The 13,625-nt window shown below is 69.1% G+C and carries 10 protein-coding genes; 6 read left to right on the forward strand and 4 right to left on the reverse strand.

The annotated features are described in order from the left end of the window. Nucleotides 1–305: 305 nt before the first annotated feature. Entirely contained in the window at nt 306–2,108 is a 1,803-nt protein-coding gene (locus ABID41_RS06780; RefSeq protein ID WP_354297346.1) for a cation:proton antiporter domain-containing protein, read from the reverse strand. 85 nt (nt 2,109–2,193) lie between these two features. On the opposite strand from ABID41_RS06780, the gene ABID41_RS06785 reads away from it, so the two are divergent. The 6 genes from ABID41_RS06785 to ABID41_RS06810 all read left to right on the forward strand — a co-directional run bounded on the left by ABID41_RS06785 (nt 2,194) and on the right by ABID41_RS06810 (nt 9,673). Then, nucleotides 2,194–2,583 carry a DUF2946 domain-containing protein gene (locus ABID41_RS06785; RefSeq protein ID WP_354297347.1) on the forward strand — a complete coding sequence of 130 codons (390 nt, stop codon included), beginning with the start codon at nt 2,194–2,196 and terminating at the stop codon, nt 2,581–2,583. Nucleotides 2,584–2,650: 67 nt separating this feature from the next. Continuing rightward, on the forward strand, nt 2,651–4,714 hold the full coding sequence (locus ABID41_RS06790; protein WP_331928960.1) for a TonB-dependent receptor family protein: 2,064 nt from the start codon (nt 2,651–2,653) through the stop codon (nt 4,712–4,714). Next, nucleotides 4,702–5,220 carry a YcnI family protein gene (locus ABID41_RS06795; RefSeq protein WP_331928961.1) on the forward strand — a complete coding sequence of 173 codons (519 nt, stop codon included), beginning with the start codon at nt 4,702–4,704 and terminating at the stop codon, nt 5,218–5,220. Before ABID41_RS06790 ends, ABID41_RS06795 begins: the two co-directional genes overlap by 13 nt. 11 nt (nt 5,221–5,231) lie before the next feature. Continuing rightward, nucleotides 5,232–5,711 carry a copper chaperone PCu(A)C gene (locus ABID41_RS06800; protein WP_331928963.1) on the forward strand — a complete coding sequence of 160 codons (480 nt, stop codon included), beginning with the start codon at nt 5,232–5,234 and terminating at the stop codon, nt 5,709–5,711. A gap of 90 nt (nt 5,712–5,801) precedes the next feature. Then, nucleotides 5,802–7,433 (forward strand): AMP-binding protein, encoded by a 1,632-nt coding sequence (locus tag ABID41_RS06805; RefSeq protein WP_331928964.1) that lies wholly within the window; start codon nt 5,802–5,804, stop codon nt 7,431–7,433. A gap of 194 nt (nt 7,434–7,627) precedes the next feature. Beyond that, nucleotides 7,628–9,673: a M13 family metallopeptidase gene (locus tag ABID41_RS06810; RefSeq protein WP_331928968.1), complete on the forward strand. Its 2,046-nt coding sequence runs from the start codon at nt 7,628–7,630 to the stop codon at nt 9,671–9,673. A 321-nt stretch (nt 9,674–9,994) separates the two neighbouring features. Here the strand turns inward: ABID41_RS06810 and hisG are convergent, their stop codons facing one another. Genes hisG through hisS form a run of 3 tightly spaced genes read right to left on the reverse strand, consistent with a single transcriptional unit; the run spans nt 9,995 to nt 13,550 of the window. After that, entirely contained in the window at nt 9,995–10,948 is a 954-nt protein-coding gene (gene hisG / locus ABID41_RS06815; protein ID WP_331928966.1) for an ATP phosphoribosyltransferase, read from the reverse strand. Continuing rightward, complete coding sequence (locus tag ABID41_RS06820) at nt 10,945–12,084, reverse strand: ATP phosphoribosyltransferase regulatory subunit (RefSeq protein WP_354297348.1); 1,140 nt, start codon at nt 12,082–12,084, stop codon at nt 10,945–10,947. The genes hisG and ABID41_RS06820 overlap by 4 nt, the downstream gene beginning before the upstream one ends. Continuing rightward, complete coding sequence (gene hisS, locus ABID41_RS06825; RefSeq protein WP_331931220.1) at nt 12,081–13,550, reverse strand: histidine--tRNA ligase; 1,470 nt, start codon at nt 13,548–13,550, stop codon at nt 12,081–12,083. The genes ABID41_RS06820 and hisS overlap by 4 nt, the downstream gene beginning before the upstream one ends. Nucleotides 13,551–13,625 lie beyond the last annotated feature (75 nt).

Below are 13,625 nucleotides of genomic sequence, written 5' to 3' on the forward strand. Positions count from 1 at the left end.
CCTCGTTCGGTCGCCAGCGATGCGTCCGGGCAACACCTCGGCGCCGAATCTCTCGTTTTCGGGCCCAAAAGCGGTCGAATCCAAGGTCACCCAGACTCTCGGATCACGCTTCGACCCGTTTGATTCCGTTAAATAATGCAGCGAAGCTTGTCCGGCGTCCATCCTCCGCCTTCGGTGCATATCGCAGCCGATCGCCTCGTCAGCGCTCACCATCTCGGAAGGCATATCCCCTCGCCCTCGGCGCGAATTTCGCGCTCTTCTTCGAGCACAGAAACACCGACCTTGAGCATTGGTTCCATTACGGCTCAGCTTTCTTGTGCGCGTCGGTAACGGCGCGCACGGCCGCCGAGAGCCTCTGGCCGGTTAAGCGCTTTTCGGAACTCATCTCGCCTCTCATGGATGGATGCGATGATTAGCCCCATTGGCACGCCGATCTCCACGAGAACCGCCTCAGACAATTGTAAACTAGCTTCAACCGTCTCCGGGACGGCGTCGGTGGCGCCGAGTTCGTAGAGGCGCTGGGCCTGGCGCGCGTCCCTGGCCCGGGCGACGATCGTAAGATCAGGGCGCATGGCGCGGGCGGTGGCGACGATCGCCTCGACCCCTTCGGGCGCGTCCATGGTCACCACCAGGGCGGGGGCGGTCTCCAGGCCGCAGCGCTTGAGGAACTCCGGCCGGGACGCGTCGCCGAAGAAGAGCTGCTCGCCGGCGTGGCGGGCGCTCTCGACCAGCTTGGGATCGCGCTCGGCGCCGACCCAGGGGATGTCGTGCCGGTGCAGCATGTCGCCCACGAGCTTGCCGACCCGGCCATAGCCGACGACCAGGACGGGGGGCGTCTCGTGGCCGCCTTCCGGTTGGTCCGAGCTGGGCGCAGGTTCGGGCGCCAGGCCCTGGCCGGCAGTCATCCGCCCGCCGATCTTCAGGCCCAGGGCCGCCAGCAGCGGGATGCACATCATGGAGATGGTCGCGGCCACCAGCACCGTCTGGCCGAGCGGCCGGGACACAACCCCGTCGGCCATGGCGGTGGAGAGGATGACGTAGGCGAACTCGCCCCCGCCGGCGAGCAGCAGGCCCGCCTCCGCCGCGCCGCGGGCCGGAAGCCCGAACAGCCGGCCCAGCAGATAGATCACCACGGCGTTGAGCAGCACCACCCCCGCCGACATGCCGAGGATCACCAGGGGCTTGGCCGCCAGCAGGGAAAGGTCCAGGCCGATGCCCACCGAGAGGAAGAAGAGCCCGAGCAGCAGGCCCTTGAACGGCTCGATGGTGACCTCGACCTCGTGCCGGTATTCGGTCTCGGCCAGCAGAAGGCCGGCGATGAAGGCCCCCAGGGCCATGGAGAGCCCGGTGAGGGCGCTGACAAGGCCCGCGCCGATCACCACCAGCAGGCAGGCGGCCATGAAGAGCTCCTCGCTCTTGGCCCGGGCCACCGACTTCAGCATCGGCCGCAGCAAGAGCCGCCCGAAGGCCAGCAGCGCCATCACCCCGATCGCCGCGGGCGCGAAGGCGAGCAGAAGGCGAGGCGAGAACACCTCGCCCTCGCCGCCCCGGCCGAGGATGGCCAGGGTGACCAGCATCGGGGCTACGGCCAGATCCTGGAAGAGCAGGACCGAGAAGGTGGCGCGGCCGGCCTGGGAGTGCTGGCGCTTGTGCTCGGTCAGGATCTGCATGACTACGGCGGTCGAGGAGAGCGCCAGGGCCGCGCCGATGGCCGCCGCCGGCGCCGGCGGCAGGCCGAGCGCCATGGCCGCGAGCGCGATCGCCCCGAGACAGAGCGCGACCTGCAGCGCGCCGAGGCCGAACACCCACCGCCGCATCAGGCGCAGGCGCTCCCAGGAGAGCTCCAGCCCGATCATGAACAGGAGGAAGACGACCCCGAACTCGGCGAGCTGGGCGATCTCCTCCGGGTTCGCGATGGTGAAATAGGACAGCCAGGGGAACGAGCCGCTGAGGGCGCCCAGGCCGAAGGGGCCGAGCACGACGCCCGCGCCGAGGAAGCCGAGGATGGGGCTGATCCGCCAGCGGCGAAACAGGGGCACGATCACGCCGGCGGTGGCGAGGAAGAGCACGACGTCCTTGTATTCGCCCGGCGATACGTGACCTTCCATGCGCTCTCCGTCCTGCAGTGAGCTCTACTATGCGGGCTGGAGCCCACTTGCGTAACCCACAGGCGGACGCTTAAGACGCGCAGCCATGCGGTTGGGGCGAAAAATCCACGCGACCCGCGTCCGTCTGGGCATCCTGGCGGCGATCCTGGCCCTGTTCGGCCAGGCCGTGCTGCCCGCCGCGGCCATGGCGGCCGAATCACTCACCTCCGTCCGAGTCGAGCTCTGCACCGACGAAGGCGCCAAGATCGTCGCCGTCGGCGCCGACGGCGAGATCGAGAAGGGCTTCGCCGGCCTGCCCTGTCATGACTGTCTGGCGGCCGCCATGGCGATGGTGGTCACGCCCGAGCTGGCGGTCACGCCGGTGGCCTACGTCCACGTCGAGATCCGGCGCGCCGCGCCGACCGCGCCGCTGCGCCCCCGGGCCCGCGCGCCGCCGAGACCGCCCGGCCAAGGCCCGCCGTCCCTGAACGTCTGACCATCTTCGCTCGCGGGCGCGCCGATCGCGCCCGTGCGTCGTGCCGTTCGTCCAAGGACCTTCCTTCATGTCCGCCTATCCGCGCGCTTCGCTGCGCGCCCTGCTGCTCGCCGCAGCGACTTCCGCCCTGCCCGCCATCGTCCCGGCCTGGGCTCATGCCGAAGAGACCGGCCAACTGGTCGACGCCGTGGTCGTCATCGCCAATCCGGATCCGGAAGATCCGCCCGTGGTGGCCGGCGCCCGTCGCCGCCTGGCCGAGACCCCCGGCGCGGTGGCCATCGTCGCCGCCGAGGCCTATCGCGACCGCTACGCTCAAGGGCTGACCGAGACCCTGCGGGACGTGCCCGGCGTCTTCGCCCAGAAGAAGTGGGGCGACGACACCCGGCTGTCGATCCGCGGCTCGGGCATCGGCAACGCCTACCACAACCGCGGAACCCTGCTGGCCCAGGACGGCGTGCCGTTCAACGAGGCCGACGGCTATGGCGACTTCCAGCTCATCGACCCGCTGATCGCCCGCTTCACCGAGGTCTACAAGGGCGGGAACGCCCTGCGCTTCGGCGGCGCCCTGCTGGGCGGGGCGGTCAATTTCGTGACTCCCAGCGGCAAGGATGCGACGGCGCGGAACCTGGTGCGGCTGGACGGCGGCTCCTATGGCCTGCTGCGCGGACACGGCGAGGTCGCGCGGGTGATGGGCGACTGGGACGTCTTCGCCGCAGCCACGGCGATCACCTCCAATGGCTGGCGCGAGCAGAGCGACCAGACCGCGCAGCATGTCTCCTTGAATCTCGGCCGCAGCTTCGGCGCGGAAAACGAGGTCCGTCTCATCCTCTCCGGGCACAATGTGGACCAGGAAATCCCCGGCTCGGTGAGCCTGGACGATGCGCTGACCCACCCCAAGCGCGCGCTGCCCGGCAATATCGCCGGCGAGAACCAGCGCAACATGCGCAGCGTGCGCGGCACGCTGCAGAGCCGCTGGCGCCTGGCTGACCACGCCGTGTTCGAGGGCGGGGTCTACGCCGGCTGGAAGGACCTGGACCACCCGATCTTCCAGGTGCTCGACCAGGAGAGCCGCAATTGGGGCGCCTTCGGGAGAGTCGATTTCGAAGGAAGCCTCGCAGGCCGCCTGGCGGACCTGTTCGTCGGCGCCTCGCTGCGGAAGGGCGACATGGACGCCCTGCAGTGGGTGAACCTGAAGTCGTCACGCGGAAAGAAGACCGCCGACAGCGCTCAGAACGCGACGGCGCTGGACGTCTTCGCCGAGGGCCGGGTGTTCGTCACCGACGAGCTGGCGGTGGTCGGCGGCGGCTCTCTGGGCTCGGCCAAGCGCAAGTTCCGCAACAATTTCGACCACGGCGCCGACCGGACGGTGACCTACGAGTGGTTCGCGCCGCGCATCGGCCTGCTCTGGCAGGCCCCGGATGGGGCGCAGGCCTTCGCCAACCTCACCCGGTCGGTGGAACCGCCGAACTTCAGCGCCCTGGCGCAGGCCGGGCCGTTCACCGGCTTTGCGCCGCTGAAGCCGCAGGACGCCTGGACCGCCGAGATCGGCACGCGCGGGCGGCGCGGGCCCTTCACCTGGGACCTGGCGCTCTATCGGGCGGAGCTGGAGAACGAGCTCCTCAACTTCATCGTCACCCCGGACATCCCGGCGGCCACCTTCAATGCCGGCAAGACCATCCACCAGGGGCTGGAGGCGGGGTTTGGCTGGCAGATCGGGCCAGTGCGGCTGCGGCAGACCTATAGCTGGTCGGACTTCCGTTTCGACGGCGACCAGGCGTACGGCGACAACCGGCTGCCGGTGATCCCCCAGCACTTCTATCGCGCCGAGCTGCGCTATGATCATCCGCAGGGCTGGTTCATCGCCCCGTCGATGGAGTGGTCGATGAGCGACACCTATGTCGACTACGCCAACACCATGAAGGCGCCCGGCTATGCGATCGTCTCGCTGAACGCCGGCTGGCGCGGTCCCGACGGGGTGAGCCTTTTCGTCGAAGCGCGGAACCTGGCCGACAAGCGGTATGTGTCGAATTTCTCGGCGGTGACGGACGCCAGCGCGCCCGGCGTCTCGACCGCGGTCTTCTATCCCGGCGACGGCCGGTCGGTGTTCGGAGGCGTGTCATGGGCGTTTTGAGCCATTTTCGCCGCTCGTTCAGGGCGGACGCGTCCCTGATCGCGGGCCTTGCCCTGCTGGCCCTGCCCTCACTGGCCTGCGCGCACATCGTCGCCGATCCGGGAACGGCGACGGCGGGCGCCTATCAACCGGTCGTGTTCCGGGTCGGGCACGGCTGCGGGGCCGCGGCGACCACGGCGATCCGGATCGAGATCCCGGCGGACATGGCTTCGGCGCGGCCGCAGGCCAAGCCCGGCTGGCGGCTGGAGATCGAGAGGGCCGGCGAGAAGGTCCTCTCCATCACCTGGCGCGGCGAATTGCCCGATGATCAGTTCGACGAGTTCGCGATCCTGTTCAAACTGCCGGACAGCCCCGGCAAGCTCTATTTCCCGACCGTCCAGACCTGCGGCCGGCAGGAGACCCAGTGGACGGAAATCCCGCAAGCTGGCGAGCGCGCCGCCTATCCCGCGCCCTCGCTGGTCATCGAAACCAAGAGGGCCGGAGAGGCCCCGTCCCATCAGCACTAAAGGAGCATCTGGTGCGCCACTTCATCACTGCAGCCGCAATCACCCTGGCCATGGCCGCCAGCGCCCAGGCCGCCACCTATCGCCTGGGGACCCTGGAGGTCGCCAATCCGTGGAGCAGGCCCGCCGCGGCCGGCGGCAACGGAGCCGGGTTCATGGTCGTCACCAACCGGGGCGACAAACCCGACGTCCTGAAGGCCGTGGAGACCCCGGCGGCCCGCAAGGCCGAGATTCACCTGAGCTCCATGACCGGCGGCGTCATGCGCATGCAGCGGCAGGACGCCGGCGTCACGATCCCGGCCGGCAAGTCGGTCACCATGGCTCCCGGCGGCTATCACCTCATGCTGCTGGGCCTGACCAGCCAACTGAAGAGCGGCGACAAGGTCCCGGCGACCCTGGTCTTCCAAAGCGGGGCCCGGCTGAAGGTCGAGTTCCAGGTCGCCGCGACCGCGCCGGGCGCGCCCGATCCCATGGCCGGCCACAAGCATCACTGAGCCGTTGTGGCGCAAGGCGTTCAGGCGGCGTTGACAGCGCCGCCTGCGCTATCGTCTATGCCGCCCATATTTTAGTTATGGAGGATCGCCTTGGTTTGGAATTACGCAAACCTTTGGGAGTCCGTCGCCGCGGCCACTCCCGATCGCATCGCCCAAATCCAGGGCGACCGCAGCATTACCTGGAAGGATTTCGACCGGCGCGCCAATGCGCTGGCCAAGGCCATGGTCGAGGCCGGGCTTTCGAAGCAGTCGAAAGTCGCCGCCTATCTGTTCAATTCGCCGGAATACCTTGAGACCTATTTCGCGGCCTTCAAGGGCGGTCTCGTGCCGTTCAACACCAACTACCGCTATGGCGGCGACGAACTGACCTATCTGTTCGACAACGCCGACGCCGAGGCGGTGGTCTTCCACTCTTCCTTCGCCGAGATGGCCGACAAGGTGCGCGGCCGCCTGCCGAAGGTGAAGATCTGGATCGCCGTGGCCGAGGAAGGCCATCCCGTTCCGGCCTGGGCCAAGGACTACGATTCGATCGTGGCCGGCGGCGCCGACCACTTCGAAGCCCCCTGGGGCCGCTCGGGCGACGACCTGCTGATCATGTACACCGGCGGCACGACCGGCATGCCCAAGGGCGTGATGTGGCGCCAGGAGGACCTGTTCAAGGCCCTGGGCGGCGGCGCGAACATCCAGCTCGGCCTGGCCGCCATGGAGCGCGTCGAGGAAGCCGGCGAGCGCGCCAAGATGGTCGATGCGACCGGCGCCCCGACCAACATCACCATCCCCGTGGCGCCGCTGATGCACGCCACCGGCCAGTTCATCTCGTTCGGCACCATGGTCGCCGGCGGCGCTGTGGCGACGATGCCCGGCCGCAAGTTCGACCCGGTGGTGCTGTTCAACGAGGTCGACCGCCTGGGCGTCTCGGGGCTGATCATCGTCGGCCCGGCCTTCGCCGCCCCGATGCTGGACACGCTGGACGCCAATCCGGGCCGTTGGACCCTGCCGTCCCTGAAGCGCATCGTCTCGTCGGGCGCCATGTGGGGCCTTGAGAACAAGCAGGGCCTGCTGAAGCACCTGCCGAACGTGATGCTGGTGGACAGCCTGGGCTCCTCCGAAGCCCTGGGCCTGGCCTCCTCCTCCTCGGGCGGCGGCGCTGCGGCCAGCACCGCCAAGTTCGTCACCGGCCCGAACGCCGCCGTCTTCACCGAAGAGGGCGAGCGCGTGCAGCCGGGTTCGGGCGTGCGCGGCATGGTCGCCGTCGGCGGCCATACGCCGATCGGCTACTACAAGGACGAGGAAAAGTCGGCCAAGACCTTCCGCGTCTACGAAGGCCGCCGTTGGAGCATCCCGGGCGACTGGGCGACGGTCGAGGCCGACGGCTCGATCACCCTGCTGGGCCGCGGCTCGCAGGTGATCAACACCGGCGGCGAGAAGGTCTTCCCGGAAGAAGTCGAAGAGGCGCTGAAGCGCTTCCCGGGCGTGCGCGACGCCGCCGTGGTCGGCCTGCCCGACCCGCGCTTCGGCGAGCGGATCGGTGCGATCGTGGACTTCGTCGGCGAGAACCCGCCGAGCCTGGCGGACCTTTCGACGCACGTGAAGGGCCTGCTGGCCGACTACAAGGCGCCGCGCGAACTGGTGCTGGCCCCTGTGGCCCGCGCCCCGAACGGCAAGCTGGACTACAAGGCGCTGAAGGCCCAGGCGCTCGCGGCGCTGAGCGCCACCGCCTAAAGCACGATGCGGTCGGATGTCCCATCCGACCGCTGAATCGTGCTTTGGAATCTTAAGTTTGGAGCGCGTTTTGGGGCGAAACCGCCAACACTTTCGCCTGACGCGCTCCCGCGTAACAAAAATGTAACGTGCTTTAGCGGGCGCGACGGGGTCACCGTCGCGCCCATCTTTTTGGCAGGAAGGCTCGAAACTTGATCAAGACCCTCTGGCTGGGCGCGGCGTCCGTCGCGGCCCTGTTGTGCGCGTCGGCCCCAGCCCTGGCCGCCGACCTTCCCGACCTGTCCAAGGCCCCGCGCATGGGCCCCTGGGGCTTCGACATGGCCGGCCGCGACACCTCGGTCGCTCCCTCGAAGGACTTCTTCGAGTACGCCAACGGCGTCTATCTGAACAAGCTGGAGATCCCGGCCGACCGCTCGCGCTATGGCGCGTTCGACGCCTTGCAGGAACTGTCGCAGCAGCGGATGCGCGCGGTGGCCGAGGGCGCCGCGGCCAAGACCGCCGCGACCGGCGACGAGGCCAAGGTCGGCGCCTTCTATCACAGCTTCATGGACGAGGCGGCGGTGAACGCCGCCGGCGCCAAGCCGATGGCCGCGGACCTGGCCGCGATCAAGGCGGTCAAGGACAAGACCGAGATGGCCCGCCTGATGGGCGCGACCATGCGCAAGTTCGGCGGCTCGTTCTTCGGCGCCTATGTGCACGACGACGCCAAGGATCCCGAGCGCTACACCGCCTACCTGTCCCAGGCCGGGCTCTCCCTGCCTGACCGCGACTATTATCTCGAAGATCGCTTCAAGACCCAGAAGGCGGCCTACGAGGCTTATGTCGCCAAGATGCTGGGCCTCGCCGGCTGGGAGAAGCCGGCGGAATACGCCAAGGCCATCGTCGCCCTGGAGACCGAGATCGCCCAGGTCTCCTGGACCCGCGCCGAGCGCCGGGACGACGACAAGACCTACAATCCGTTCGAGGTGGACAAGCTGCAGGCCTATGCGCCGGGCTTCGACTGGAAGGCCTTCCTGGACGGCGCCCATCTTCCGCAGGCGAGTCGTGTGATCGTGGCCGAGAACACCGCCTTCCCGAAGATCGCCCAGATCTACGCCAATACCCCGCTGGACGTGCTGCAGGCCTGGTCGGCCTTCAGCCTGGCGGACCAGGCCGCGCCCTACCTGTCGAAGGACTTCGAGGACGCGAACTTCAACTTCCGCAGCAAGACGTTGTCGGGCACTCCGGTGCAGCAGCCGCGCTGGAAGCGGGCGGTAAACGCCACCGACAGCAGCCTGGGCGAGGCGCTGGGCAAGCTCTATGTCGAGGCCTACTTCCCGGCCGAGAGCAAGGCCAAGATGGAAGAGCTGGTCGGCAACATCCAGGTCGCCATGAAGGGCCGGATCGAGAAGCTCGACTGGATGAGCCCGGCCACCAAGGCCAAGGCCCTCGAGAAGCTGGCCAAGTTCCGGGTGAAGATCGGCTATCCCGACAAGTGGCGGGACTATTCGGCCCTGCAGATCAAGGACGGCGACCTCTACGGCAATGTCGAGCGCGCCGCCGCCTTCGAATGGGACTATCGCGCCGCCCGCTATGGCGGCCCGGTGGACGACGACGAGTGGGGCATGACCCCGCCGACCATCAACGCCTACTACCAGCCGACCAAGAACGAGATCGTGTTCCCGGCGGCGATCCTGCAGCCGCCGTTCTTCGATCCGGACGGCGACCCGGCGGTGAACTATGGCGGCATCGGCGGGGTGATCGGCCACGAGATCACCCACGGCTTCGACGACCAGGGCCGCAAATCGGACGGCGACGGACGGCTGGCCGAATGGTGGACCGCCGAGGACGCGGCCAAGTTCAACGCCCAGGCGGCGAAGTTCGGCAAGCAGTACGCGGCGGTGGAAGTGCTGCCCGGCGCGCATATCAACGGCGACCTGACCATGGGCGAGAACATCGCCGACCTGGGCGGGCTGCTGGTGGCGCTGGACGCCTATCACCTGTCGCTGAAGGGCAAGCCGGCGCCCACGATCGACGGCGTGACCGGCGACCAGCGGGTCTTCCTGGGCTGGGCGCAGGTGTGGCGCGGCAAGTACCGGGACGACCGGATGCGCCAGCAACTGGTCTCCGACCCGCACTCGCCGCCGAAGTACCGGGTGCAGGTGCCGGTGCAGAACATCGACGCCTTCTACGAGGCGTTCGGGGTCAAGCCGGGCGACGCCATGTACCTGGCGCCGGCCGATCGGGTGCGCATCTGGTGATTGCGGAGGGCGGGGATCGGACCTCGCCCTTTATTTTTGACACTTGAGTCAAAATTTATTGCGGGCAAAAAATTGGCCCGCTGCGGGGGATAATCGCAGCGGGCCTCTTTTTGAGCAGTCGCTCCTATTGAGCGGGCGTTTCCTCCCCGAAACGCCGGAGACTGTCGGACTTAGTGGCCGCCATGTCTCTCGCAGGAATGAGAAAACGGCAATTTCTGACCCAAGTCAATGCAGCGAAGCCGCCCCTCGCCGCAATTTTCGATCAGATTTGCGCGACTAACGCATTTTCAATTCCAGGTTGGAATCTTTTTGACATCTGCGTCAAATTTGTACGCGCTGACGTAGCGCGACCGCCGCTTCACAACCTGATTTGTACACAAAATCCGGACGGCTTGCAGTCACCGGTCCGATTCCGGCGCCGGCCAGCGAGATGGAAGCCTCCGAAACCCAGCCGGCCGGAGTAAGCAGGCCGTTCGGCCGGCGGCTGGCGCCGCGAGCGACGAGGGCGTCGACGATGGCTTCTTCCCGGACGGGATCGGCCGGCCAAGTGAGCATGGCGCTCTCCTTGGCGGCGGCTCTCGCCTCGATAATCCGCAGCAGGCGCTCGGCGGCGTCGAGCTGGTTGGGATTCCACCCGATGCGCAGGCTGGCGGCGAGCTGGGCCTGGCTCTTCAGGATGACGCCGTCGTCCAGGATTTTCAGGCCATTGGCCTGCAAGGTCGCGCCGGTGGTGGTGATGTCGACCACCAACTCGGCCGAGCCCGCGGCCGGCGCGCCCTCGGTGGCCCCGCCGGACTCGGTGATCCGATAGTCGGCGACCCCATGACGGGCGAAGAAGGCGCGGGTCTGGGCCAGGTACTTGGTGGCGACCCGCATGCGACGCCCGGATCGCGCCAGCAGGTCGTGCCCCACCTCCTCCAGGTCAGCCATGCTGTCGACGTCGATCCAGCTCTTGGGCACGGCGACCACGAGGTCGGCGCGGCCGAAACCCAGAGCGCGCAGCAGGAGGACGCGGGCGTCCACATCGCCGCCGCGCTCGCGCAGCAGGTCCTCGCCGGTGATGCCCAGATGCACTTCGCCCAGGTCCAGCGCCTCGGCGATGTCGCCGGCCGACAGCAGGCGGACCTGGATGCCGGAGACGCCCTTCAGCTCGGCCATGTAGCCGCGCGAGCCGCCGGCGACTGAGAGCTTCAGTCCGCAGTCGGCCAGCCACTCCTCCACCTGTTCCTTGAGGCGGCCCTTGGAAGGGACGGCCAGGATTAGGGATTCGCTCATGCCTCGCCTCCCGCCCAGGCCCGCCAGGGCCGGACCATGCAACCGACGGCTCGCGCGCCGGCCGCGCCGCCCAGGCGCGCCGGGAGGCCGTCATAGCGGCCGCCCACGGCGACCGCGCGTTCCGGATCGAGCGCCGCCGAGCGGATCTCGAAGCTCAAGCCGTCGTAATAGTCGAAGGCGTGGCCGAGGGCCGCGGCGAAGCGGATGCGGTCAGCGGGAACCTCGCCCTGCTCCAGGAGCGTCAGGCGCTGGTCCCAGGCGGCCAAGGCGCCGTCGAGCGCGCCGGGGCGCTGGCCGCCGATGGCCTTGATGGCGGCGAAGGCCGCCGCGGGGCGATCTTCGATCGCCAGGAAAGCGCGGATCGCCTCGGCCTGGGCCGGGGTCAGCGCCGGCGCCTGGGCCGCCTCGGCGCGGCGGATCAGCCGCTGGGCGATGTCGGCCGGGCTGCGGCCGCCGACAGGGTCGATCCCGGCCAGGGCCCACATCTCCTCCAACACGGTGGCGGCATCGGCTTCCGAGAGGCCGGAGAGCAAGCCGGCGAGGCGCGCGCCCTCGGCGGCGGCCGGCGCGGGCGCTTCGGCGCGGGCCAGCTCGGCGGCCAGCAGGCGCGGCCGCGCCGCGACCCGCTTCAGGCGCGCGGCCAGGGGTTCGGCCAGGCCCAGGGCGTCGATGAAGGCGGCGAAGAGGGCGATATCCCCCAGCCACAGCGAAAGGTCGCCGCGGCCGCCGGCCAGGGCAGAGCGCCAGGCCAGCAGCGCGATCTCGGCGTCGGCGACGACGGGCGAGGCGCCCTGCTCGTCGAAGCGCTCCAACCCGATCTGGCGGAACTCGTCGGGGCGGCCCGGTTCGGGAGAGGCGCGGAAGGCCTTGCCCTCGTAAAAATAGCGGCCGGAGGACCGACCGCTTTCGAGGTGCTGGCGCACGACGGGGACCGTGAAGTCCGGACGCAGACAGGTTTCCTCCCCGCCCTCGGACTGGACCACGAAGAGGCGCGCGCGCATGGCTTCGCCGGCCAGCTCAAGCAGCAGGCCGAGCGGCTGGAGGATCGGCGCATCGACGGTTTCGGCCCCGAGCGCCTCGAACGGCGCGCGGATCAGGGCAAGGGCGTCGGCGGGAACGGCGGGTTCGGCCCTCATCCTTGCGCCTCGATGATCTTCCGGACGGCGGCGACCAGTTCGCCGCGATCGATGGTCTGCTGGCCGGGACGCTGCTCGCGCCATTCGGTGTTGTCGGTGACGCCGGCCGAGAGGGCGCGGCCGAGGTCGAGGTCCTTGATGGTGACCTTGCCGGCGGCGATCTCGTCCCCGCCCAGCATGATCGCGGCCGGCGCCATGCGGCGGTCGGCGTACTTCATCTGGGCCTTCATGCTCGAGCCTCCGAGATAGACCTCGGCCGGAATGCCGGCGGACCGCAGCTCGCCCACCACCTGGAAGTAATGGGGCATGTCGTCCTGGCTGAAGGCGATGACCACCACCGGGCCGCGGGTCTCGCCGCCGAGTTCGCGGCCGGCCGCGCGCAAGGCCGAGGCCAGGCGCGAGACGCCGAAGGAGAAGCCGGTGGCCGGGGTGCGCTCGCCGGTGAAGCGGGCGACCAGGTCATCATAGCGCCCGCCGCCGCCGATGGAGCCGAAGCGGACGGCGTTCCCCTTCTCGTCTTTGGTCTGGAGCAGGAGCTCGGCCTCGAAGACCGCGCCGGTGTAGTATTCCAGGCCGCGCACGATCGAGGGATCGAACATGGCGCGGTCGGCGCCGACGCCAAGGCTGGCCAGGGCCCTGTCGATGGCGGCCAGTTCGGCCAGGCCCTCGTCGCCCTCGGCTGAGCCGCCGATGACCGCGGCGATCTTGTCGAGGGTTTCGGAACGGCCGGACGCGCCGGCGGCGGTGAAGGCCAGCACCGCATCGGCGCCAGCGGCGCTGAGCCCCGCGCCCTTGGTGAAGGCGCCGCTCTCGTCCTTGCGGCCCTCGCCCAGCAGCAGGCGCACGCCCTCCGGACCCAGGCGGTCGAGCTTGTCGACCGCGCGCAGCACGCCGAGCTTCTGAGCCTCGTCGGTGACCCCGGCGGCGGCCAGCAGCCCGTTCAGGAGCTTGCGGTTGTTGATCTTGATGACCGCCGAGCCGGTGGGCAGGCCGGCGGCTTCCAGCCCCTCCACCGCCATGGCGATGATCTCGGCGTCGGCCTCGGGACGGGCGGAACCGACGGTGTCGGCGTCGCATTGGGTGAACTCACGGAAGCGGCCGGGGCCAGGCTTCTCGTTGCGCCAGACGCTGCCGAAGGCGTAGCGGCGGAACGGCTTGGGCAGGGTCTCCCAGTTCTGGGCCACGAACCGCGCCAGGGGGGCGGTCAGGTCGTAGCGCAGGGCCATCCACTGCTCGTCGTCGTCCTGCAGGGCGAAGACGCCCTCGTTGGGGCGGTCGGCGTCGGGCAGGAACTTGCCCAGGGCGTCGGCGTATTCCAAGGCCCCGGTGTCCAGGGCCTCGAAGCCGTAGCGTTCGTAGACAGCGGAGACCTTGGCGAGGATCTGGCGTTCGAAGGCCAGGTCGCGGGCGCGGCGGTCGACAAATCCGCGCGGGGCGCGTGCTTCGGGGCGGGGAGCGTCGGTCATGGCGCTCGCCTAAAGGCTCGAAGGCCGCGCGGCAAGGCGCTGCGGCGTCGTAGGGGAAAGGGTGATGTCCATCGT

Source organism: Phenylobacterium koreense (assembly GCF_040545335.1).
In the GTDB taxonomy this organism is placed as follows: domain Bacteria; phylum Pseudomonadota; class Alphaproteobacteria; order Caulobacterales; family Caulobacteraceae; genus Phenylobacterium; species Phenylobacterium koreense.

Excerpts from the sequence above, each read along its gene's own strand:
- ABID41_RS06795 (WP_331928961.1), top strand. The coding sequence starts at position 4,702 with ATGGGCGTTTTGAGCCATTTTCGCCGCTCGTTCAGGGCGGACGCGTCC.
- ABID41_RS06780 (WP_354297346.1), bottom strand. The coding sequence starts at position 2,108 with ATGGAAGGTCACGTATCGCCGGGCGAATACAAGGACGTCGTGCTCTTC.
- hisG (WP_331928966.1), bottom strand. The coding sequence starts at position 10,948 with ATGAGCGAATCCCTAATCCTGGCCGTCCCTTCCAAGGGCCGCCTCAAG.
- ABID41_RS06785 (WP_354297347.1), top strand. The coding sequence starts at position 2,194 with ATGCGGTTGGGGCGAAAAATCCACGCGACCCGCGTCCGTCTGGGCATC.
- ABID41_RS06790 (WP_331928960.1), top strand. The coding sequence starts at position 2,651 with ATGTCCGCCTATCCGCGCGCTTCGCTGCGCGCCCTGCTGCTCGCCGCA.
- ABID41_RS06820 (WP_354297348.1), bottom strand. The coding sequence starts at position 12,084 with ATGAGGGCCGAACCCGCCGTTCCCGCCGACGCCCTTGCCCTGATCCGC.
- hisS (WP_331931220.1), bottom strand. The coding sequence starts at position 13,550 with ATGACCGACGCTCCCCGCCCCGAAGCACGCGCCCCGCGCGGATTTGTC.